Consider the following 21,374-nt stretch of genomic DNA (forward strand, 5'->3'; position numbering starts at 1 on the left):
TGAACGCCGGCAATAACCGCACTACCCTAGCGGCCTGCGGCGCCTGCGGCCGTACCGGTTGCCCGCACTGTTGCAGACCACCTGTCCTGGCCCGGCAAGCAGGCGTCTGCCCTGGGCATGCCAGAACGCGCGAAAGATGGGCCAAAGTGGTCTGGCCTAATGCCATTAACTGGACTACCCGACAAGACCATAGCCTCATTAAGCTCTGCGCCGACTCAGCTCATGCCCCTACAGGTTTCACCATGACGATACGTATCGGCCTGTTGCCGCAAGTCGCCGCAGCACACTTTGTCAGCCACCTGCACATCATGGTGCTGGCGGCGCTCTTTCCGCTGCTGCCTGCTTTTTTGAACGTGGATTATGTAGCGCTGGGCCTGGCCCTCAGCGTGTTCAACATCGTCACTGCGCTGGTGCAGGCCCCCATGGGCTTCGCCGTCGATCGCCATGGCGCCAGGCGCCTGCTGCTGATGGCCCTGGCCTTGGGCAGTTGCAGCTTCCTGCTCATTGCCCTGCTGCCCGGCTACACCTGCCTGCTGGTGGGCATGGCACTGGCGGGGGTGGCCAATGCCGTCTACCACCCTGCCGACTACGCCCTGCTGTCGCGGCACATCAACCCTGCGCACATCGGCAAGGCGTTTTCGGTGCACACCTTTGCAGGTTTTCTGGGCGCGGCGGTGGCCCCGGTGTTGTTGCTGGGGGTGGCGGTGGCCAGCGGCCCGGCCATGGCCTTTGCGACCGCAGCGCTGGTGGGCTTTGCAGCACTGGCCCTGCTCTTGATACCCGGCTCGGCACTGGCCCAGGTCAGTGACACGCCGCCCGCCCCGGCACCCAAGCCCGTGCAGGCGCAACGCGTGGCACTGCTCTCGCCCATGATCATCAGCCTGACCCTGCTGTTCGTGCTGCTGAACCTGAGCACCGGGGCCATCGAAAAGTTTTCTGTCGCGGCCCTGATGCAAGGCCAGGGCGTGGCGCTGTACTGGGCCAACTCGGCGTTGACTGCCTTTCTGTTCGCCAGCGCCTTCGGCGTGCTGGCAGGCGGTGCACTGGCCGACCGCACCCAGCGTCACGGAGTGGTGGCGGCCAGTGCCTTTGGGGTGGCGTGCGTGCTGATGCTGCTGGTAGCCACGGCGGGCCTGAGCGAGCCGCTCTTGCTCGCCGTGCTGGGCGTGGCAGGCTTTTTGACCGGCGTGATCGCCCCGTCACGGGACATGCTGGTACGGGCCGCCGCCACCAAAGGAGCAGAAGGTAAAACCTTCGGCATCGTGTCCACGGGTTTCAACATCGGCGGTGCCATCGGGCCGGTCGGGTTCGGCTGGTTGCTGGACCAGGGCCACCCCAACGCGATTCTCTGGGCAAGTGCCGCGTTCATGGGCCTGACCGTGGCCCTGACATTGCTGCAGGAATGGGTAATGGCGCGGCAGCGCAAAGTCACTGCCCTGCAACTTTCATTTAAATGACTTGAAGCAATAATAACGAAACATTTGTACCGCAAACTTGAAGGGCGCCGCCCGCACCTGCGCGTGCAACCACACCGGCGTAATCAAACTTAACAACTACAACCGATAGCCTGGAGTTTTAACATGGATGTTAACCATAGCGGTACCGATGATGCAGTTAAGGGCATGCTGGCCAAACTTTCAACCCTGTGGAAAACCCGCGCTGCTGTAAACCAGCCACAGCCCGACTACTGGGGCCTGGCGTTCGATGCCAACAAGAACGACTTCAGCCATTCACTGCTACCGTTTCGCAACCACCAGGCCTGGCTTGAAGCCCCCAAGGACTTGCAGTCCAAGTGCATGTCCTACGCCTGGGGCATCTATAACCTCAAGACCATCTATATTGAATGCAATGTGGTAGTGCCGGCGTGTGAAGACATTATCAAGACCCCGCCGCAAAGCCATAACCGCGCACTGCTGCAAGATGTGATGTCACAAGCCCTGCTCAATGAAGCCCTGCATACCCGTATGTCGATCATGGCCTGCAATTACATCTATGACATGCGCCAACTTACCCCCCTGGACTTCAGCGCCTTCAACCTGGTGACCTGGCGCGAAGCGCTGCTGGCCAACTGCACCGCCGAATGGGAACGCCGCCTGACCCGCTTCGGCATCGCCTGCGCCAGCGAAACGCTGATCACCGACTACCTCAAGACCATGGCCGAAGACAGCACCATCCAGTCGGTCTGCCACGAAGTCACCCGCACCCACGCCATGGACGAGTGGAGCCACTCCAGCGTATTCAGCTTCGTCGCCACCGACATCGTCAACGGCCTGACCCGCAAGGAACGCCTGTACCTGCGCTCGATCATCCTGCGCACCGTGCAGATGTTCGCCAACAACGAAATGGGCGCCTGGGCGCGGGTGTTCGACATGCTGGGCTTGCCCAACGGCAACGAGATCCTGCACGACGTGGGCGACAACAACGAGATCAGCGTCTACACCGACTCCCTCGAAGCCCTGGTCAACCGCATCGGCCTGGCCGGCAACGGCCTGGAGAGCGCCGAACAGGCCGTCGAACAACTGCGCGAGAGGGCTAGCGCATGAGTACCCCAACCAGCTTCGAAGCCGTGTGCGAGCACGTCAGCAGCGAGACCGCGCAGATCAAGGTATTCGGCCTGCGCGTGCTCAACGCCTCCAGCGCCTTTCTGGCAGACCTGGTGCCCGGCCGGCACGTGGCGTTGCAGGCAACGGACCTGTCTGGCGCCCGCCAGCAACGGCTGTACTCCATCACCCGCAGGCTCGGCAACGACCAGTTCGAGCTGGCGATCAAGCGCGAAGGGCGCGGCGGGGTCTCGGACCAGCTGCACGCCACCTGCCAACCCGGCTCGCGTTTCGACGTGCAGTTCGCCGCAGGTGACATCACCCTGGCCTCGGTCCAGGCCTGCCGCCACGTCGGCCTGCTGGCCGGCGGCATCGGCATCACCCTGCCCATCGCCCTGCTGCGCGGGCTGCACGAGCGCGCCCAGCGCGGCCTGAGCGTGCCGCAGGTCAGCCTGCTGCTGTGCGTGCCGTCCATTGCCGACATCCCGTTCCTGCACGAACTGCTGCAACTGGAACTGAGCTGCCCCTGGTTCGACCTGCAGATATTCGTCACCCGCGAAACAGTACACGGCAAAGGCCACTTCAAGGCCGGCCGCCCGCAAGCCCAGGACCTCCAAGCACTGGGCAACCCGGACAGCGTGGTGATCTGTGGCAGCCACGGCTTTGCCCAGGGCATGCGCGAGCACTTGCTGGCGCTGTTCCCCGCCTGCCCCCTGCTGATCGAATCATTCACCCCGCCAGCCGCCTCTGCCCCGGCCACGCCAGACAATGCCCAGGCCGAAAGCCCCTTGCGCCTGCACCTTCAGCACAACGACCAGGTGCTGGAGCCCGCCGCAGGCAAGAGCCTGCTGGAGATGCTGGAAACCAGCGGCATCGAAGTGCGCAGCCTGTGCCGCGCCGGTATCTGCGGCCACTGCCGGCTGAAAGTGTCGGAAGGCGAGTATAGCGTCGAACCCGACTTCTGCCTGACCGACCAGGACAAGCGCGACGGCCATGCCCTGGCCTGCTGCACCTTCCCCAAGGCCGGTACGATCAAAGTCGACCTTAACCCCACGGCGTAAACCGCGCCCTTACTTCTTTCATCATCGGGTTTGCACATGAAGACAGCCATCGCACTGCGCCACATTCACTTCGAAGACGTCGGCACCCTGGCCCCCGTCCTGAACGAAGCCGGCTACAGCCTGACCTACATCGACCCCACCGTCGAAACCCTTCACCCCGAACAGGTGATGCAGGCCGACCTGCTGATCGTGCTGGGCGGCCCCATCGGCGCCTACGACGAAAAGCCCTACCCCTTCCTCAAGGCCGAACTTGAGCTGGTGCGCCAGCGCGTCGAGTCGGGCAAACCCATGCTGGGCATCTGCCTGGGCGCACAACTGATCGCCCGCGCCATGAACGCCAAGGTCTACCCTATGGGCGTCAAGGAAATTGGCTTCTCGCCCCTTACCCTCACCGCCGAAGGCCAGCAATCGCCGCTCGCCGAACTGGGCGACGTGCCCGTGCTGCACTGGCACGGCGACCAGTTCGACATCCCAGAGGGCGCCGTGCTGCTGGCCAAGACCGACATCTGCGCGCACCAGGCGTTTGCCGTGGACAACCGCATCCTGGGCCTGCAATGCCATCTGGAAGCCGACCCCGCGCGCATCGAGCAGTGGCTGGTAGGCCACGCCAACGAAGTCGGCCAGACCGGCCTGGACCCTATCGCCCTGCGCTCGGCCGCCGCCGAACTCGGCCAGCGCCTGACCCAGGCCGCCGCCCGCGTGATGCGCGCCTGGCTTGCCAACCTGAAGTAACCCGCTGCACCAGCACCGCATGAAAACAACAAAGTCATCAAGGATGAGGCACTACCCATGATCGTCGTATTGTTCGAGTTGCAAGCACTGCCCGGGCAGGGCGAAACCTACGTAGACCTGGTCAACAAGCTCACCCCCCTGCTCAAGCCCATGGAAGGGTTCATCTCGGTGGAATGCTTCCAGAGCACCCTCAACCCCAAGAAAGTGATGTCGGTGACCACCTGGCGCGACGAAGAAGCCGTGGTGCAGTGGCGCAACGTCACCGCCCACCTCTCCGCCCAACGCGCCGGCCGCGACAAAATCTTCGACGACTACCGCGTCCGCGTCACCTCAGTGATTCGCGACTACGGCCTACGCGACCGCGACCAAGCCCCCTACAACGAAGTCGTAGACGGCACCCGCCCAACCGCCTGCCCAGTAGCCTAACCCCCGACGAGGCCACTCTCCCCGTGGGAGCGGCCTCGCGCCGCGATGGGCCGCAAAGCGGCCCCTTCCCCCGCCAATGAGTCATACCCATCCCGACGCCCCCCTCCCCACACCCCAGCAACATCCCGCCACAAACCCTCATGCCATCCCGCCACCATCACAACGGAACTGTCAGCCAAACGGCACAGTCCACCTTTACAGGCCCACCTACCAGAGGCCACAGAGGAGACTCCCATGAAAGGTACCGCGCTTTCGGCCCTGTTCGCGGCCGCTACCCTGCTCGCTTCGCCGGCCTTCGCTGCCGACGACCTGTGCGCCCTGAACCTGCAGAAAATCAACGACAGCATGGCCACCGCCGGTGCTACCTCCGAAGGCCTGGACACCGCCGTCCAGAACAAGGTGGACGAAGCCAAGCAAGCCCAGGCTTCCGGCGACACCAAGAAATGCATCGAAATCACCAGCAAAGTTGTTGAACGTTTGGATAAAACCAACAAAGGCAGCGGCTCGAGCAGCGGCGGCGCCTGATGCATGGCGCGGGTGAGCGCTCAGCTGTCGACGCCGCCCGCGCAATGCCGTATACTCCGGTTCACGTGCCGTAAGGTGCGTTAGCTTAGAGCTAGTGTGGGGCCGATTAGGATTCGACGCCGGTAGCGAAACTCTAGGTGCATGCCGAGTTGGTAACAGAACTCGTAAATCCACTGTTGCAACTTTCTATAGTTGCCAATGACGAAAACTACGAGGGCTACGCTCTCGCTGCGTAAGCAGCTGAGCCCGCTCTCCTGGTAGCTTCGGCTCCAGCAATCACCAGGGGATGCCTGTAAACCCGAAGTGATTGTCATACAGAACAGGATCGTCGTGTAGCACGTTGGGGGCAAAGCGACTAAAACTTACCCAACTCGTCCAAAGCACCCTGCCCGTCGGGCGGCTGCGGATTAACTCAGTAGACACGGCTAAGCATGTAGTACCGACAGCGGAGTACTGGCGGACGGGGGTTCAAATCCCCCCGGCTCCACCAAATAATCCTTGACAAAGCCCCTTTGCTGGGGTTTTGCCGTTTCTAAGCCTGCCTAATCGGTAGGTGTGACACTGACGTGTGACATTGCTGTGGGGCATCATCCGGTGCCTAGCATGAAACCATCCCCTTCCTACCTGACGCTTAACCGTCATGGAACGTTCTACTTCCGTATTGTCATCCCGTGCTCTCTGCGTGTGCTGTTTAACGGACAGCGGGAGATCAGACGAACCCTGAAAACCGACAGCCGTCGCTTGGCCCAAAAACGAGCCCGGCAGCTTGTCGCAAGGTTTGAGTCAGCTTTTGACAAGGTGGTAAGCGTGATAAAACGCGATGAGCTTGGCCTTTCTGAGGCCGATTACGAGGAGATTCTGGAGCTGCTCCCAGCGATAGAGCGCCTTCCAGACTTCTCTAGCCCTAAGGATGACAGCCAACCCGCTGAGCCAATCCTTTCAAACGAAGAGATTGAGGCTCGCCTACGCCGGAGAGAAGTGGCACGACTTCTGACTGGGGCCTATGACCGTCCGATTCCGCACGAGCATGAGGCTTTGGCGAAACAACTATTGGAGCTTTCCCAACCCTACCTAGCAACCGAACTACGGGCGATACTACCGAAGCTTCGGGATGAACTGGTGCTCCGCAAGCTCGCTCCCGTTGGTGACCATGCCGGTGCTGAAGAAAAGCGCCAGCCATTACCAATCCATGATCCGGCAATGGCTGACTGGACGCTTTATCAGGTGTGGGAGCACCAGTTAGCGCGAGACAGGGCTGATACCTCGTCGACGGGTGGGCAGGCGAACCACGGCGGCACCCTGGAAGAAAGAAAGCGCCGAGCCAGGGTTATGACCGTCCTCACCCAGCACAAGCCCGTATGCAAGCTGAGCAAACAGGACTGGCAAGCTGCTTACGATGCTGCTCGCAGGATGAAAGCTGGCGCTGCCGCTTCCATAGCACCATCGCCAACCCCACTTGATCAGCTTCTGACTGAAGACCCGGAGCAGATGACCGGGCACGAGCGCGTATCTGCGCTCATCGGCTCAATGAAGCAAATTCAACAGCATGCTCGCTTCCTTGACCTGACCACCGTCAAAGCTGACGACTTGATCATCAAACCAGTCGAGGAGAGGAAGACAAAACGCAGCCGCGATGGCGTCGCCTTCACAGACGCTGACATTTTCTCCGGCTACATCTACAGCGGCCCAGCCCCAGCCGAGCGAACAAAAGCTTACCCATTTTGGTTCTGGCTTCCTTTGGTGGGTTATTTCACAGGCGCTCGAACAAATGAGATCGCACAACTCGACACTGCTGATATCAAGAATGTGGACGGGCACCCATGCTTCGATTTCTGTGCCGATGACATAGAGACGCCCGAGGCGAAGCGGATCAAAACCGGCGAAGCGCGGCTAGTACCAATTCATCCCCGCCTATTGGAGCTGGGATTTCTTGAGTATGTGAACGGCCAGCGACAAGCAAAGCAGAAGAAACTGATTGGTGACGGCCTCACCCACCTACCCCCACGAGATGACGAAACTGAACACAACAAGGAAGGCTGGGCCAAGAGTGCGGGCAAATTCTTTAACGAAAAGCCCAGAGGCTATTTAGTTACTATTGGCGTCCACGTACCCCATGACGGCAAAAGCATCTACTCCTTCCGACACACACTAGAGACGAATCTAGCCAATGCCCAACGTGATGGCATGCCCGTACACCAGTCAACCGTCGATGCCATCACCGGCCATGCACCTGTTACCGTCGCAGGCAGGCACTATGATATGGGAGCGACTATAGAACAAATGCTCGCAGCCCTGACGCTGTTGCCGATCCCAGCAGCGATTCAGCGGCTCACCAGCTACCAAGTCGACTTTGTTGATCGGCTTGGGAGCGTACTCACTAAGGGCATCGCAAGCCACCGCCGCAAGCATCCTAGAACCGTGTAAACGCCCAAGAAGGCTCAGGTGACTTACCCCCTGAGCCCTCGCTGCTTCATATATTCAGCAGCCTGCCCGCTGTCGATGAAGTCAAACGCAAACTCCTTAGCAAGCAGCAAGCTTTCGTATTTTTTCGCCCCTTGAACATCATCAATAACGAGCCTGTAGCCACCCTGAACAGGGAGGACAGCAACGCTCAGACCATCCTGCTTGATCATGTGCCTGTCACCATCACTATTCCATCTGGAAGAGGTGATGAATCGCCTAAGCCGGCCTAACCGCTTGCGATACTCAGTGGCCTCTTGCGTGCCAGTCAAATTGTCACAGCAGTTAGTACCTACTCCTATCTGCTCCCAATGCTCATGCTGCACGTAATGCACATACCGAATGGGCGTATCGCAGAGCTCACAGCTTCCGAAGAGGTCTCCTAAATCATCTTCGCCAACGTATTCCCAACCGGTGTTCGGCCTTATCTCGCCATGCTCCCGAGCATGACAACCCCGGCAGAGGGTCTCACAATCAATAGGGTCGTACTCCCACGGCTTGCGCCCCCAGACATAGCGCTTATGGTGAACCTGTAATACAACGCCGCCCAACCTTGACCGACCGCAGCTCACACATTCGCCACCATCGAGCTCTATCACCTGCTCCCGGAACTCCGCCCATTTCCTGTCCGCGTAAAGGTTTGCCATTCCCTACCCCCTTCAACCCTCCGGTTAAAGTGCCCCAAGGTCGAACGCGACTCAAGCATGAAGAAGGGCCAGCATAGAGCAATGCTGCAAATAACGGCTCATCAAACGACCCCTTGGTGATGCCGATGTCTCGTACCTTCCTTTACTGCCGCGTGAGTACGTCAAACCAGTTCACAGAGAACCAAGTACAAGACGTAAAGAACGCCGGCTTCGACGTACAGGCCGGTCGAGTAACTGAAGAGACTATTTCCGGAAGCATTCCTGTAAGTGAGCGCCCTGGCTTCCAGAAGCTGTTAGAGAAGATGGAATCAGGGGACGTACTGATCGTCACCAAACTGGACCGCCTTGGTCGCAACGCCATGGATGTCAGACAGACAGTCGAGCAACTGGCAGCCACTGGTATCCGTGTTCACTGCCTTGCCCTTGGTGGTGTAGACCTGACCAGTCCGGCAGGAAAAATGACCATGCAGGTTCTAGGGGCCGTGGCAGAGTTTGAGCGGGACTTGTTGATCGAACGCACACAGTCAGGCTTGAAGCGTGCAAAAGCCGAAGGTAAGAAGCTGGGGCGGCCTGAAGCAGTTGATACCACCAAGGCTGTGCTGAAGGCTAAGGCCAGGAACATGACACAGGCAGAAGTGGCAGCCGAACTCAAAATCGGTATTGCTACAGTCAAACGTCATTGGAACAAGATCTGAGCAGGAGGTGCTCGATGCCAGGTAAAAAGAAGACACCGGATCAAACTGCTCAGGCTGTCATCCTGCGCGAGGCTGGCTTTACGATTCCAGCAATCGCGAGCAGGCTCAACATCAGTATTAGTACAGCGCAGCGCATCCTCAAAGCAAACAAGGTCGTTCCGGGGGCGTCCACACAGGCCCTGATAGAGAGGGCGAGGGAGGAGCTACTCACCGCAGCATTCTCTTTGGACGCCGTACAGCAAACAGCAGCATCACTGGTGGTTGAAGAGCTGGCGCTGAATCAGCAGATCCGGACCAAGTTGGCGAGCGCTCTTGAAATTCTTGACCCAGCTGATCCTATCGTTTTCAGGGGGCTTGCAGCTGCATCCACTGCGCTCAAGCTGACGCAGGATGTAACACGACGTGCCCTCCCCCTAGAGAAGCTGAACCAAGCTCTCGACATAGAAGAGCTTCCAGAGTTGAAAATACACATCATGGATGACGCAGACGTCGCAGAGATGCGCGCACAGCAGCGGCTAGAAGAGGCCGAACACGAAGGGAACCTTGAAGGCGTTGAGGACGAGCTGGAGACATTGCGCTGGCTCGACAGCAGACGCCTCGCGCAACTACAGCACCATGACGACGACATTGTCAGCGAAGGTTCTGATCCAATCTTGCCCGGTTCATGACCGGGTAGGTGTCAAAGTCTTAGAAATCAGTGTAAGTATCGAACACCCTGGTCTCATCCAATAGATCACAATTTTGAAAATCACCCTCGCTGAGAGGCCTGATAGCCCGTTATGAGCACGAAACGCGAAATCGCCCCCACCCCTACCCTAGAGCAGGATCCCCTCTCAGACGAGCTCACAGGTAGCTTTTCGGCGTCTCTTTCTCGTGCTGCTCACGGTGCGGATGATTCCGGCCTTACTTTGCCCCTGAAGCAAAAACCCGTAAAACCACGACCTCTCAAACAGCCCTCAACCGTAGGAACGGCGGTGCATGCGAAGGAATTCGCCATGGCCAAGATGATTATGTTAACGAACAACAATCCCCACCTCCCTGAGCGAGGGGTGAAAGCCAAGACGCTCCTCAATCAACCCATCCCCAGCGAGACCATGCTGAAGCCTTGGAGACAGGCTGACGAGTACACCAAGCTTGCAGCAGCAGCGACCCCTTTGTATTGGATAGCAAAGAAAAAGGGCTGGGAGCTCAAGACCTTCACTCTCATCCTCAGCAAGGAGCTCAGCGACCGTATCGACAATGGTGACGAGACCGCACTGCAATACGTCCGGGATGAGCTCACCCGACGCATTCCAAAAGCAGTGGGTGCTGGCGCGCAGTTTTTGTATGGTATCGAGAAAGCGCCAGCAGGCCTTGCTGATGAGTCCAGCCGCAGACGTTGGCACCTGCATGGGTTGATCATCGGTCCAGCCGGATTCTCCGCTACGGGGAAGACACCTCTTCGCATGGCCCTGCAAGCCATCAAAGGAGAGGCAGATTCTGACCTGATGTTCCAGGCGCCCGGTGAACAGATTGAGCGAGACCCGCGACACTCTGCGATTCGCTGGAGCTTCTACGCTGTCAAAAATGGATTGTCAGTGAAGATCAACCCGGCATTAGCTGGCGCTTCCGAGCTGCCACCGGGGAAACAGACCTTCATTTCCGCCCAATTGAGGCGTGAAGCCAAACGCTGGTACTCGGGGAGAATCGCGGGACTGACTGCACTAGAGATCATCCAGGATGCCCCTGAAAGCCTTTACGCGCCCACAAAGACCGAGTGAAGCGCTCAGGTCTAGTTCTCCTGATAGCTACGCTCAATCAACGCTTTGGCCCTTTCCAAGTCCGCCTGGGTGCGCAGGCTCAGTTCCAAATCGCCGGTGCCCCAGTGGCCGATGGCGCGCACATCGCGGCTGAAGTCCTCGATAAGTTCGACTGAATCTGGATTGAGTTTGAGGTAAAGCTGTAGCCGCTTAGATTGCACCACTACGCTGGCGAAGTTTTTCAGGCGACGGAAAGCCAAGTAGAGCTTCAGAGGCTTCTCTTGAACATCATCACCGAGGGAGTGCAGGTAGCTAGTCGTCTGCTCGAAGAGTCTAACGATTTCTGACGGAGCTTGGGCTAGCTGCTCCTGCCAGGTCTTGTCCTTACTGATAGATGCTGGTTTTACTGTGTCACTGTCCACAGACTTAGCTGTGGCGGTGGTGTCCGCCACGCTCACCACATTGACCAGCTCAAGCAGAAGCAGATCATCTCCAAATAGCTTGTAGCGGATGAGCTCAATGTTGCGTTGAATCAGCTGTACGGCATGCTGGTCGTAGCGGGTGAAGTCTGCAGCTATACATAACAGTCGCGTGCCGCTCCACTCAATTTGATCGGCTGCATCCTTACCCAATTTTTCCATCACCAGCCAGCGGAACTCGGCCTGATGATCCAGTAACCAGTCAAGATAGAACAGGCCCTGATTAATCACATTCTCGTTGCTGTGGCGCTTATATTCTATGATCACAGGACAGCCGTTTTCGTCTAAGCCCAGAGAGTCGATACGGCCTTTGTGGGTTTTACCGGTGGTGTACTCGGTCGCAATAAAGCGCACCCCGAGAAAGGTTTCCATCTGTGCTTCGATCAAACTTTGTAGCTGTCTCTCTATCGCGACTGCACGACCCGGCAACTCACAAGCACCGCCTGCCGCGCTCAGGCGAAAAAGCTGAATATCACTCATGCGATCAACCTTGTTAGTAACCTGCCCGTAATAATTTGACTAGGCGATGCTGAAACTTATGTCAGTCATCGCCACCTCTTGTCTAACTTTCAGCCAGCGCATCATTAACTTGCGAGCCGGTAGCTCAGCGATTCGCTGGTGCTTCTACTCTATCAAAAATGGTTTGTCGGTGCAGATCAACCCGGCATTGGTTGGCGCCTACGACCTACCTCCAGGGAAATAAACCTTCATTTCCGCTCAATTGAGACGGGAGGCAGAGCGTTGATATCGCGGCAGAGAGACCGGCCTGACGAGCCCGCAGGAGCTGGGTGAGCAGCCTCTATCGCGACCGCTCCCTCACAGGACTCGCCTGAGAGCCCCGATAGAGCCCTCAGAGAGCCGCTGGCGCGACGATAGCCCTACTTGGCATACAAAGGGGAAAGTTCAACAGTTAATCCTAAAAGGCCAGTTGAAGCTGCCCCTAGCGTTCATGTCATCATTACATAGCCTTGCTAACTTCAGTCATAAACATAGAGATGTAATCTGAGGGAATCTCAACGGAATCGCTATCAACTCGACCGGACAGCTTAAAGTCAAGAGGTTTTCCACCGGACAAAAAATCTTGAGGAATCTCAACCACCGCCCCTTCCGTCCAGAAGCAGAAAACTCTATTCACACAATTGACATCGCCGCCAACAGGGCTCGCATCCAGTTTGTTTCCACCTTTGAAATAAGCAACTTTTAGTTCCGCCTTTTCTAAACCGCTACGCAAGACCTCGATGTAGTACCTTACCCTCCCACCCTCGACTTTCTGGGCTGAAAGAATGGCTTTGGTGTAGTAGTTTTCTGACGACCCTGAATTCGAGATGTAGTCAATCCCACTAACGGAAACTTCGTTCTTGTACTTATCATTCTTTACTGAAAATCTGTAGCGCGGTGACTGAGAGATTTTGTTACTAGCCAACTGCTCATAGGCGCGCCTTTGCTCTAGACTCATCTTCGGCTGCTGACTAGAGCCCATACCTCCCTTGAAGAACTCATGCTCACATTCCATATGTGCGATTTTGACAACTTCACTCGGCAGCGTGCGCCCGCTTACATACCTCGCCCCGTGTATATTTCTCTCCATACATTGATCAAGCATTGCATTTTGCGCAGCGATCTGAGCTGCACAACCTGAAAGCAATTGGCTGAGTGATACAAACATGAAGGGAAAAACTAGAAACTTAACTCGCATATCCCCGCTTCCTTGGTCTTAGCCGTTTGAGGTTATTTTCCATCACGAGCACTGCTGATCGACCGTCGGCCTGACAAAGCAGCAGCCTGAAAGCTTACCGCAGCAGCTCGTGCTGCACCCGGATTAGCTACCCGGCGCACAGTGCTAACTTTAGTATGTAGAACCATAGTATGCAGGCAATCACATTTGCAAGCATGACTATCAAACCTCAAGACTGCCCACTCGTTGCCGTGTTTGCAGCGAACGTTAGACGCAGGCGCCTAGAACTTGGCCTTTCTCAGGAGGCGCTGGCTGAGCGCGCCGGAGTTCACCGCACCTACATTGGGATGCTGGAACGCTCGGAGAAGAACGTGACCATCTATAACATTGAACGGCTTGCCTCAGCGCTCGATGTGTCGCCCTCAGAGCTTCTGATCGAATAGCGCCAGCAACATTTCCTCTCCTTTGCCATGGCATTCACCTTAGACCTTCTGCTCGCTACTCTACGGACGGCGGTTCAACTCCCTTTCGAGCATCTGTTATCAACGGCTGACTGCCCGATTCAGCCGCTACGATCGGCTCTTTTTTTCTGAGTATTCTTACGATCCACGCGAGACACACAGCGCCAAAGCCCATCAGTATGAATTTGTCAGGCACTCGTTCTAGAGCAGCCCCTATCAGCCCAATCACAAGAAAAACAAGCGTAGGGCCGGGCGCTCGAACCAGGCAGTAAAGCAAAAGTAGGACGCCAGCGATTACCAACAGCTGAACGGCCTTAGCCAATACACCCATCACTAGCAAGGCGAAAAACACCTTCAACACAAGTGCGCCTGACTTACTGCTGTTCCTTGACATCAATCGAGCCTTCAGAGGTTATGCCAAAAGGGGCGAACAATTTTTGCTTACGCTTCACAGCCCTCTAGGTTAGCAGCTTGAACCGCCTCTGACCGAGGGTCATCTCTGGAATTCATGACGCCCCCTATCAGCCCCATTGTTGGTCGACATCTCGGACGGCGGTTCAACTCCTCCTAAAGCATTTTATATGCCCCCACCTTGTGGAGCAGGAACGGAAATCGTATGGTCAGCGTTCTACCATCACTCAGCTCCACCAGGGTGTGACACTGCAGTACAGGCGTCAGGGTTGAAGGCAAGGAATTCAGGGGGTTAAGTGAAGCAGCTGTGTAAGGTTAATTTCCCCCCGGCTCCACCAAATTTACATCTAAAGACGTCCACGGACGTCTTTTTTTGTGTCTGAAAGCCAGTAAATACGCGGCTTTCTACGCCCTCGGCGTCCACGGACGTCCATGAGCAGCTACACCTTTTGGCATTCCAAATGGCATTCCAAGCCCGTAGGGCTAATTTTTGGAATGCCAAAATCAAGTCTGGAATGCCAATGTGCGCACAAGCTACACGCCTCTCTGAACTCAAAGTCAAATCTGCGAAGCCTGCTGAAAAGGACTACGTCCTATTTGATGGCGGTGGACTTCAAATGCGAGTGAGAAGCAATGGTTCCAAGCTGTGGAACTTCAACTATCGACACCCAGTGACGAAGAAGCGGATCAACATGGGACTGGGAACCTTCCCCGAAGTCTCGCTTGAATCGCCCCTGGTTTCGTAGACACCTCCAAGCCTCATAATGAGGCCCAAATAGGAGGTGCCATGAGTCGTCAGCGTTACCCCGAAGAATTCAAGATCGAAGCGGTCAAGCAAGTGACCGAAAAAGGCAAATCTGTCGCCGATGTCGCCCAGCGCCTGGGCATGTCCGTGCACAGCCTTTACGCCTGGATCAAGGTCTACAGCAAGCCCCAAGAGCAGCGTCAGCAAGACGACGATCAGCAGGCCGAATTACGCAAGCTACGCGCTGAACTCAAGCGCGTGACTGAAGAGCGAGACATCCTAAAAAAGGCCGCCGCGTACTTTGCCAAGGAGTGCGGCTGAAGTACGCCTTCATCAAGAAGCACTCGACTGATTACCCGGTGCGGCGTCTTTGCCAAACCCTCAAGGTGCACCCCAGCGGCTACTACGCCTGGCTGGCCGAACCTCAATCTGCCCGAGCAAAAGAAGATCAACGTCTGCTTGGCTTGATCAAGCACGCTTGACTAGAAAGCGGAGGTGTGTACGGCTACCGCAAAATTCACGATGACCTACGTGAGCTGGGAGAGGAATGCGGACGAAATCGAGTCGGGCGTTTGATGCAGGCGGAGGGGCTGCGTTCGCAAACGGGCTATCGGCGGCGTCCAGGGTTTTACGGTGGAAACCCAACAGTGGCCTCGCCCAACCATCTCGCGCGGCAGTTCAAGGTCAGTGAGCCAAACAAGGTCTGGGTGACAGATATCACTTACATCCGCACCTATGAAGGATGGCTCTATCTGGCGGTAGTGTTGGATCTGTTTTCACGCCAAGTAATTGGTTGGTCAATGAAGCCAAGGATGTGCAGCGACCTGGCTATCGACGCAATGTTGATGGCTGTGTGGCGACGCAAGCCACATCAGCAAGTGATGATTCACTCAGATCAAGGTAGTCAGTTCAGTAGCTCAGATTGGCAAAGTTTCTTGAAGGCTAACAATGTAATCAGCAGCATGAGTCGGCGGGGAAACTGCCACGACAAGGCCGTAGCCGAGAGCTTTTTCCAGCTTTTGAAGCGGGAGCGAATCCGACGAAAGATCTACACAACCCGTGGAGAAGCCCGAAGTGATATTTTCGATTACATCGAAATGTTCTATAACCCTAAACGCCGACACAGCAGTGCTATGCAGCTGTCTCCAATAGAGTATGAGAAACGCTATTTCCTGAGCTTGGAGAGTGTCTAGGAAACGAGGGGCGATTCAGATCTGACGCTCGAATCGAGAGTAGGCAGTCCACAGGGCTCTCTGTTCCCCTTCAACTATCTTAGCGTGGACATTCTATCGCTGAGTGAACCTGTTCAAAATCCACTCTTTCAACCTTACTGGCATAAAGGCAAAATGCCGTCAGCATGGGCGACGAAATGCTAAAGAATTGGTGCCGATCGCCATCCAACTTTTTGTGACCAGCAGCTTATCGCTCCTCCAAGACACTACGTAAAGCCCGACGAATATCACAGAAATAGAGAAGATTGCTGCCGTAGCAATCCATAGCCAGGCACTGACGCCATTGGTTTCTGCTGAGAACAGCAACGAAAAATCCGGTCAGAGAAGCTTTAGAAGATCCCACATTTCAAGTCATCCAAGACGTAATTACAAAAACTCAACGTTGAGGGGATTACGGCCTAGGCCAGAGGCTCAGGGCATAGGAAAACAGCTTGTCGGCGCGCGACACGATTTGCTCTTCTTCCCAGCCATCGTTCTCACCAAACGCCTGGAAGTGCATATTGAGCATCAGCAGACTGGTGGTCACGATCTCCTGCCGCTTCACGGCAAAGGGTTCGTTGCTCAGGGCGGAGTTGAAGGCCTGGGTCACCAGTGTGAGGTTGCCAATACTGTGCAGTAGGCGGCGGCGCCTTTCCTGGTTCTCTGGTGTGTCCTCGGCGAGCGGCCAGTTCGTTTGCCACTTCTGCGGCAATACATGCTCCACAGTCAGGCCATCAGGTAGCACTAGGGTCTCCTGCTTGCTACCGCGCATGGACAGCTCCAGCGCCTCGAGAACCGCACGGACCTTGCTGGTGTTGCGGCCCTGGTAAAGAGCGCGATGGCACCAGTTACGGGCGAAGGCCTCGTCATCCGGCCAGCACTGGCTGTCGCCCTGCAGGGACAGCAGCTTGTCGCGCAGGGTCGCGGCATCGGTCTTCTGCTCGCGCACCATCTCCGCCAGCAAGCGGTTGAGGAAGGTGCGGTTGTAGCTCTTGGTGGTGTAGCCACAGATAAAGCGGCGCACCAAGTAAGACTCCAGATCACCAATGGCCTGCAGGAGCTCCGCGGAGTCCGGCTTATGGTGCTCCAGTAGATAAAGCACAAGCGGCGTCACCGTGGATACATCCAACAGCTTCAGACGCCGGCAGAACAGATCGAGGCGACTCGCCTGCCCCGGCACTATAAAGGTCTGGAAATACCCCGCCAGGTGCGTGATGCGCGCCAGCTCGCGCTGAGTGTCGCGCGACTCATCCTGCCACCAGTCCTTGAACTCGTTGAATACGTGGGCCACCTTCAGATCCTCGCACTTGCGCATGCCCACGTAGTGGTAAAGCAGCAGGTCCAGTCGCGAGTTCTTCAGGCGGCCCTGCCGCTCCTGCTGCTTCCAGAACTTGGCGCCCTTGCCAGTGCTGGTGTCTACCGTCTCGTCGAAATGCTGCCAGCCCTGGTGATACAGCTCATCTACGTCCTCGCCGTTGCGGGTGGCGTGGAGGAAGATGAAGTTGCGGATCAGGTCACTCGGCAACAGCGGCGCGCCCCGGGCATTGAGGGTTTCGAAGATAATCTGCGGGTCGTCCTCGTCCTCCAGCTCCAGTGACATGATCTGGAAGCCTTCGCGCAGGGTGACCAGCAGCGCATGGGCGCGCTCAACCTGCAGCGGTAGGTCGGCGCCAGGCAGTTTCAGCTGGCTGTCCGCGTCGATGGAGCGAATCACCGCATGGGCCACGGTGCGCTCTTCATCCGCCGCGGCGCCCGGCAACGGGTCATCGTAGCGCAGGCCACGCAGGTGGCAGGCTAGCATGGCGTGGAAGAACAGGTAGGCACGCACCATCGCCGGGCGTTCCTGATACTGCCGACCAACCTTGGCCGGGAAGCGCTCGCAAACCTTCTCCGCGCTGCCCAGCTCGGCCAGCGCTTGCATCACATCGCGGCCGACATTGGTCGGCAGCACCTTGAGCGAATCGCTGCTCTGACGGTACTTACCGATATTCTGCGTCAGCGGCTTGAGGTCGTAGCTCAGCGCCTCGTCATCCAGCGGCGCCACCAGGTCGCGAAACGCCAGCAGCAGGATCTGCAGGGTGGTGATGCGCTGCTGGCCGTCGATCACATCGCGGTTGCCCACGGCATCACTGCTGCCGCCCTTGAGGCTGCCGATCACCACAGTGCCGAGAAAGTGCCTACGTAGCGGCCTGAGCCGGCCAGCCCCGACCATGGCCGCATCGGCCTGATGCTGGACGATAGCCTCCAGGCGGTCAACGAGGTCTTCCCAGAGCGGCTGCACCTGCTCGTTCAGCGTCCACACGTAACCGCGCTGGAACAAGGGGATCAGGTACTGCGCGCGCTCGGTAAACAGGTCGGTGACGGCTTTCTTGTCGGGACGCATAGGATATCCTTATCAGTGCTCTTGTTAAATCAGGCCACGGCCTGCTCGACCAGCGCACTGGCCAGATGCTCGTGCACTTGCCGGGCCTGGTTAAGGCGGGCTTTGAGTTGGTCGCAGAGGGCCATCAGCTCGTCGACTTTGGCGACAATGCGGTGTTGTTCTGCGAGCGGAGGTATCGGAACTGGTATTTCTCTGAGGCGAGAGGATTTGATACCAGTGGCGGTCATACCTGTGGCGGCATCTGAAAGCTGCGCCTGAAAGCCAGAGGACATCAGGGCCAGCTTCAGGAATGGGCCCGTTTCCAGCTCATGCAGTTGGAAGCAAATCACGCGCTGAGCCAGTGCAAAACGCTCAGCAATATCAATTATCGCCACGTTCCCCATTGGAGCTTCGGTTGTGAAAAGCATGTCTCCAACCCGTGGAAAGCCTCTTGTCATCCAAGACAAGTAGTCCGTGTCAGCAATGAACTCTTGAGGATCTCTACTGATGAATCCTGGACGCACATTTTTGGCAGTAATGAGCGGTACGCCAGATGATGTTTTTGTAGGTGTCCTGCCCCGGTAGTCAATGAAACGAGCAAGGTTGCCAAGCCGGCAGGACGCCCAACCGGTATGCAGCCTGAAGTAGTGCTCAGCCTCTGGGACATCGTCTCTTGCTGTCGTTCGAAGGCCTTCTTCGGAGATGAGGCGCGTCTTTTCCTCGGCAATCCGCTTCAGCAATTCACTCGCCGGTTCATCGCTAGGATCTTGCGGCACCAACTTGCCCATTACGGCCAGTTGCAGCAGGGCTTGCTTGAGGGCGTCGATGCTGGATTCGGTGGTGAGTAGGGCGTGGAAGTGCTCGGCAAGGCGCTGCCAGCTTTGCGCAAAGTCTTCTGCATCGCTGGCCTGAGTCAAGCTGCCCAGCAGCGCCTGCACCAGTTGGACGTGGGCGCTGACGGCATCGACCTGCCGCGCTTCCAGCCGGTCGCACAGGGCCATCAGCTCATCGACTTTGGCGACGATGCGGTGTTGTTCGGCGAGAGGGGGTAGAGGGAAAAGGGCTTGCCTACCGTCTTCAGTCCCTAGCCTAGGCATTTTCATACCGTAGCTTTTAGCATTCACATAGCTGAGGAAGTACGGGCTTTTCAGCGCGACCATAAAGTAGTGCGCTACAAAAGGTCCGTGGCACCTGAACGGGAGAATTTCGGTTGTGCAAAATCCGTCATCCTCAGCTACTAGAACCTTATTCAGATACGGACGGAGCTTGCCATAGAGCACATCGCCTTTAACGAAGCTGTTCTTGTCACTGAGAGAGTTACGCTCGTAAAAGCGAGCCTTCTGTAAAAGTCTTGAAGTGTCTTTCTCAATATCCTCAAGATCGAGCACCCAAGCGTCATCTGGGATTTCGTCTTTTTTGGTTGTAGTACCAAAGTTGGTAATTTCGCCAAGACGAGCCCAAACCCAGGCCACTGGCAATTCAAACGGTAGTGCTGCCTCTTCAACGCCAGCCAACGGTTTCTGCTTCTTGATTTTCCCCTGCGCCACAAGCCGCGCTTTTTCCTCAGCAATCCGCTTTAGCAACTCACTGGCCGGCTCATCACTCGGATCTTGCGGCACCAGCTTACCGCGCACCGCCAGCTCCAGAATCAGCTCACGCAGCTTCTTGATGCCATTGGGCGCGCCGGCCAGCAGCGGCAGATTGTCGGTCAACACGGCGCTCATGCGTCACGCTCCGCCGCCTGAGCGGCAAAGGCCTCGGCCAGCACAGCCTTGAGCTGGTCGCGCAGTTCGCCAATCTCGCCTTGCAGCGCGGCGTAGTCGCGCAGCAGTTCGTCCGGATCGTGACTGATCTGTTCGCCGACGTGAGGGTTCTTGCAGTCGAGGTTCCAGTTGCGGTTTTGCAGCTCGTCGAAGCTGACCTTCCAGGCGAACTCGTTCTCCTGCCGCGCGGCAAAGCCATCGGCCTCGCTGCCCCACCAGGCTTCCTCGACGGCGAACTCCTCGACGCGCATGGGTTTGGTCTTGGAGTAGCTTTTGTAACCGGCCGGGTACTGGTGCTCGTAGAACCACACGTCCTTGGTCGGTGTGCCCTTGGTGAAGAACAGCAGATTGGTCTTGATGCCGGTGTAGGGGTTAAACACGCCGTTGGGCAGGCGAACAATGGTGTGCAGGTTGCACTCGGTCAGGAGCCTTTCCTTGATGCGACTCTTGATGCCTTCACCAAAGAGGAAGCCGTCGGGCAGCACCACGGCGGCGCGGCCGCCGTCCTTGAGCAGGTGCATGATTAGCACCAGGAACAGGTCGGCGGTTTCGCGGGTGCGGAAGGCCGTGGGGAAGTTGGTTTCGATGCCGTCTTCTTCCATGCCACCGAACGGCGGGTTGGCGACGATGCACTCGACCCGCTCAGCCGGCCCCCAGCTGATCAGCGGGCGCCCCAGGGTGTTGTCGTGCTTGATCTGGTTGGGCACTTCTATGCCGTGCAGGATCATGTTGGTGGTGGCCAGCAGGTGCGGCAGCGGCTTTTTCTCCACGCCGAAGATGCTCGCCTGCAGGGCGCGCTCGTCCTCGGCGGTTTGCACATAGCGCTTGCGCTTGTGCTCAATGCTGCAGGTGAGGAAGCCGCCGGTGCCGCAGGCCGGGTCCATGACCTTTTCGTCCAGCTTTGGGTCGACCATGCGCACCATGAATTCGGTGACCGGGCGGGGCGTGTAGAACTCACCGGCATTCCCCGCGTTCTGCAGGTCGCGCAGCAGTTGCTCGTACATGTCTCCAAAGGCGTGGCGCTCCTGCGCCTTGTTGAAGTCCACCCCTTCCTGAATCTTGTTGATCACCTGGCGGATCAACTGGCCGGACTTCATATAGTTGTAGGCATCCTCAAACACGCCGCGCACCACGTAGGTAGCCGGCGTGGTGCTGTATTCGTGGAGGTTCTGCAACTGTGGGAACAGGTTGTTGTCGATGAAATCCTTCAGGGCATCGCCGGTGATGCCTTCCGGGTTGGCCGCCCAAGTGCGCCAGCGGCAGCTCTCCGGAATCGGCGAACGGTAGTTGTCATCGAGCAGCTCCCACTCCTGCTCGCGATCGTCGAAGATTTTCAGGAACAGCATCCACACAAGCTGGCCGATACGCTGCGCATCACCGTCGACGCCAACGTCCTTGCGCATGATGTCTTGGATGGATTTGATGGTGGAGCTGATGGACAT

Annotated in this window: 17 protein-coding genes, 1 other RNA gene and 2 pseudogenes; 14 read left to right on the forward strand and 6 right to left on the reverse strand. The window is 57.4% G+C overall.

Annotated elements, in window-relative coordinates; genetic code table 11:
* Positions 1-242 precede the first annotated feature (242 nt).
* From ACF8E5_RS08205 to ACF8E5_RS08240, 8 genes are all read left to right on the forward strand, one after another.
* Positions 243-1,457: an MFS transporter gene (locus ACF8E5_RS08205; protein ID WP_392475108.1), complete on the forward strand. Its 1,215-nt coding sequence runs from the start codon at positions 243-245 to the stop codon at positions 1,455-1,457.
* A 123-nt stretch (positions 1,458-1,580) separates the two neighbouring features.
* Positions 1,581-2,543 carry a diiron oxygenase gene (locus tag ACF8E5_RS08210; protein ID WP_392475109.1) on the forward strand — a complete coding sequence of 321 codons (963 nt, stop codon included), beginning with the start codon at positions 1,581-1,583 and terminating at the stop codon, positions 2,541-2,543.
* Entirely contained in the window at positions 2,540-3,601 is a 1,062-nt protein-coding gene (locus ACF8E5_RS08215; RefSeq protein WP_392475110.1) for a 2Fe-2S iron-sulfur cluster-binding protein, read from the forward strand. Before ACF8E5_RS08210 ends, ACF8E5_RS08215 begins: the two co-directional genes overlap by 4 nt.
* A gap of 36 nt (positions 3,602-3,637) precedes the next feature.
* Positions 3,638-4,333: a glutamine amidotransferase gene (locus ACF8E5_RS08220; protein WP_392475111.1), complete on the forward strand. Its 696-nt coding sequence runs from the start codon at positions 3,638-3,640 to the stop codon at positions 4,331-4,333.
* A 57-nt stretch (positions 4,334-4,390) separates the two neighbouring features.
* A complete protein-coding gene (locus ACF8E5_RS08225) occupies positions 4,391-4,759 on the forward strand; it encodes an antibiotic biosynthesis monooxygenase (RefSeq protein ID WP_027915438.1) in 369 nt (122 codons plus the stop codon).
* A 234-nt stretch (positions 4,760-4,993) separates the two neighbouring features.
* On the forward strand, positions 4,994-5,284 hold the full coding sequence (locus tag ACF8E5_RS08230; RefSeq protein WP_058605955.1) for a hypothetical protein: 291 nt from the start codon (positions 4,994-4,996) through the stop codon (positions 5,282-5,284).
* Positions 5,285-5,382: 98 nt separating this feature from the next.
* Positions 5,383-5,774, forward strand: a transfer-messenger RNA (tmRNA) gene (gene ssrA / locus ACF8E5_RS08235).
* 113 nt (positions 5,775-5,887) lie between these two features.
* The gene (locus tag ACF8E5_RS08240) at positions 5,888-7,708 is read left to right on the forward strand and encodes a DUF6538 domain-containing protein (protein ID WP_392475112.1); all 1,821 of its coding nucleotides are present in this window, start codon (positions 5,888-5,890) and stop codon (positions 7,706-7,708) included.
* 23 nt (positions 7,709-7,731) lie between these two features.
* Here the strand turns inward: ACF8E5_RS08240 and ACF8E5_RS08245 are convergent, their stop codons facing one another.
* A complete protein-coding gene (locus ACF8E5_RS08245) occupies positions 7,732-7,917 on the reverse strand; it encodes a hypothetical protein (RefSeq protein ID WP_196125399.1) in 186 nt (61 codons plus the stop codon).
* A gap of 599 nt (positions 7,918-8,516) precedes the next feature.
* Between ACF8E5_RS08245 and ACF8E5_RS08250 the strand changes: the two genes are divergently transcribed.
* The 3 genes from ACF8E5_RS08250 to ACF8E5_RS08260 all read left to right on the forward strand — a co-directional run bounded on the left by ACF8E5_RS08250 (position 8,517) and on the right by ACF8E5_RS08260 (position 10,846).
* Complete coding sequence (locus ACF8E5_RS08250; RefSeq protein ID WP_196125401.1) at positions 8,517-9,086, forward strand: recombinase family protein; 570 nt, start codon at positions 8,517-8,519, stop codon at positions 9,084-9,086.
* Positions 9,087-9,100: 14 nt separating this feature from the next.
* Positions 9,101-9,754: a helix-turn-helix domain-containing protein gene (locus ACF8E5_RS08255; RefSeq protein ID WP_196125402.1), complete on the forward strand. Its 654-nt coding sequence runs from the start codon at positions 9,101-9,103 to the stop codon at positions 9,752-9,754.
* Between the two features lie 327 nt (positions 9,755-10,081).
* A complete protein-coding gene (locus ACF8E5_RS08260; RefSeq protein WP_392475113.1) occupies positions 10,082-10,846 on the forward strand; it encodes a hypothetical protein in 765 nt (254 codons plus the stop codon).
* 11 nt (positions 10,847-10,857) lie between these two features.
* Here the strand turns inward: ACF8E5_RS08260 and ACF8E5_RS08265 are convergent, their stop codons facing one another.
* Together ACF8E5_RS08265 and ACF8E5_RS08270 are read right to left on the reverse strand one after the other, a co-directional pair.
* Positions 10,858-11,784, reverse strand: coding sequence for a DUF5655 domain-containing protein (locus tag ACF8E5_RS08265; protein ID WP_392475114.1), 927 nt, complete (start codon positions 11,782-11,784; stop codon positions 10,858-10,860).
* 478 nt (positions 11,785-12,262) lie between these two features.
* The gene (locus ACF8E5_RS08270; RefSeq protein ID WP_392475115.1) at positions 12,263-13,000 is read right to left on the reverse strand and encodes a hypothetical protein; all 738 of its coding nucleotides are present in this window, start codon (positions 12,998-13,000) and stop codon (positions 12,263-12,265) included.
* Positions 13,001-13,194: 194 nt separating this feature from the next.
* Here ACF8E5_RS08270 and ACF8E5_RS08275 point away from each other — a divergent pair, with 194 nt between their 5' ends.
* The 3 genes and pseudogenes from ACF8E5_RS08275 (at position 13,195) to ACF8E5_RS08285 (ending at position 15,789) form a co-directional block, all read left to right on the forward strand.
* On the forward strand, positions 13,195-13,422 hold the full coding sequence (locus ACF8E5_RS08275) for a helix-turn-helix domain-containing protein (protein WP_392475116.1): 228 nt from the start codon (positions 13,195-13,197) through the stop codon (positions 13,420-13,422).
* 950 nt (positions 13,423-14,372) lie between these two features.
* A pseudogene (locus ACF8E5_RS08280) lies at positions 14,373-14,576 on the forward strand (integrase arm-type DNA-binding domain-containing protein); the annotation flags it as partial.
* A gap of 62 nt (positions 14,577-14,638) precedes the next feature.
* Positions 14,639-15,789: pseudogene (locus ACF8E5_RS08285) on the forward strand (IS3 family transposase).
* Positions 15,790-16,219: 430 nt separating this feature from the next.
* On the opposite strand, the gene ACF8E5_RS08290 reads toward ACF8E5_RS08285, so the two are convergent.
* From ACF8E5_RS08290 to ACF8E5_RS08300, 3 genes are read right to left on the reverse strand one after another with little or no spacing between them, the layout of a single operon-like run.
* Positions 16,220-18,190 carry a DUF262 domain-containing protein gene (locus ACF8E5_RS08290; protein WP_196125415.1) on the reverse strand — a complete coding sequence of 657 codons (1,971 nt, stop codon included), beginning with the start codon at positions 18,188-18,190 and terminating at the stop codon, positions 16,220-16,222.
* Positions 18,191-18,219: 29 nt separating this feature from the next.
* Complete coding sequence (locus tag ACF8E5_RS08295; RefSeq protein ID WP_196125417.1) at positions 18,220-19,893, reverse strand: restriction endonuclease subunit S; 1,674 nt, start codon at positions 19,891-19,893, stop codon at positions 18,220-18,222.
* Complete coding sequence (locus ACF8E5_RS08300; RefSeq protein ID WP_392475117.1) at positions 19,890-21,374, reverse strand: N-6 DNA methylase; 1,485 nt, start codon at positions 21,372-21,374, stop codon at positions 19,890-19,892. The genes ACF8E5_RS08295 and ACF8E5_RS08300 overlap by 4 nt, the downstream gene beginning before the upstream one ends.

It is taken from the genome of Pseudomonas sp. WSY_20, assembly GCF_043104335.1.
Classification (GTDB): Bacteria; Pseudomonadota; Gammaproteobacteria; order Pseudomonadales; family Pseudomonadaceae; genus Aquipseudomonas; species Aquipseudomonas parafulva_B.

What these genes read in the sequence shown, in the direction of transcription:
- ACF8E5_RS08220 (WP_392475111.1), top strand. Translation starts at nt 3,638, where the DNA reads ATGAAGACAGCCATCGCACTGCGCCACATTCACTTCGAAGACGTCGGC.
- ACF8E5_RS08215 (WP_392475110.1), top strand. Translation starts at nt 2,540, where the DNA reads ATGAGTACCCCAACCAGCTTCGAAGCCGTGTGCGAGCACGTCAGCAGC.
- ACF8E5_RS08240 (WP_392475112.1), top strand. Translation starts at nt 5,888, where the DNA reads ATGAAACCATCCCCTTCCTACCTGACGCTTAACCGTCATGGAACGTTC.
- ACF8E5_RS08270 (WP_392475115.1), bottom strand. Translation starts at nt 13,000, where the DNA reads ATGCGAGTTAAGTTTCTAGTTTTTCCCTTCATGTTTGTATCACTCAGC.
- ACF8E5_RS08255 (WP_196125402.1), top strand. Translation starts at nt 9,101, where the DNA reads ATGCCAGGTAAAAAGAAGACACCGGATCAAACTGCTCAGGCTGTCATC.
- ACF8E5_RS08290 (WP_196125415.1), bottom strand. Translation starts at nt 18,190, where the DNA reads ATGCGTCCCGACAAGAAAGCCGTCACCGACCTGTTTACCGAGCGCGCG.
- ACF8E5_RS08260 (WP_392475113.1), top strand. Translation starts at nt 10,082, where the DNA reads ATGGCCAAGATGATTATGTTAACGAACAACAATCCCCACCTCCCTGAG.
- ACF8E5_RS08265 (WP_392475114.1), bottom strand. Translation starts at nt 11,784, where the DNA reads ATGAGTGATATTCAGCTTTTTCGCCTGAGCGCGGCAGGCGGTGCTTGT.
- ACF8E5_RS08230 (WP_058605955.1), top strand. Translation starts at nt 4,994, where the DNA reads ATGAAAGGTACCGCGCTTTCGGCCCTGTTCGCGGCCGCTACCCTGCTC.
- ACF8E5_RS08250 (WP_196125401.1), top strand. Translation starts at nt 8,517, where the DNA reads ATGTCTCGTACCTTCCTTTACTGCCGCGTGAGTACGTCAAACCAGTTC.
- ACF8E5_RS08275 (WP_392475116.1), top strand. Translation starts at nt 13,195, where the DNA reads ATGACTATCAAACCTCAAGACTGCCCACTCGTTGCCGTGTTTGCAGCG.
- ACF8E5_RS08210 (WP_392475109.1), top strand. Translation starts at nt 1,581, where the DNA reads ATGGATGTTAACCATAGCGGTACCGATGATGCAGTTAAGGGCATGCTG.
- ACF8E5_RS08225 (WP_027915438.1), top strand. Translation starts at nt 4,391, where the DNA reads ATGATCGTCGTATTGTTCGAGTTGCAAGCACTGCCCGGGCAGGGCGAA.
- ACF8E5_RS08295 (WP_196125417.1), bottom strand. Translation starts at nt 19,893, where the DNA reads ATGAGCGCCGTGTTGACCGACAATCTGCCGCTGCTGGCCGGCGCGCCC.
- ACF8E5_RS08245 (WP_196125399.1), bottom strand. Translation starts at nt 7,917, where the DNA reads ATGATCAAGCAGGATGGTCTGAGCGTTGCTGTCCTCCCTGTTCAGGGT.
- ACF8E5_RS08300 (WP_392475117.1), bottom strand. Translation starts at nt 21,374, where the DNA reads ATGTCCATCAGCTCCACCATCAAATCCATCCAAGACATCATGCGCAAG.
- ACF8E5_RS08205 (WP_392475108.1), top strand. Translation starts at nt 243, where the DNA reads ATGACGATACGTATCGGCCTGTTGCCGCAAGTCGCCGCAGCACACTTT.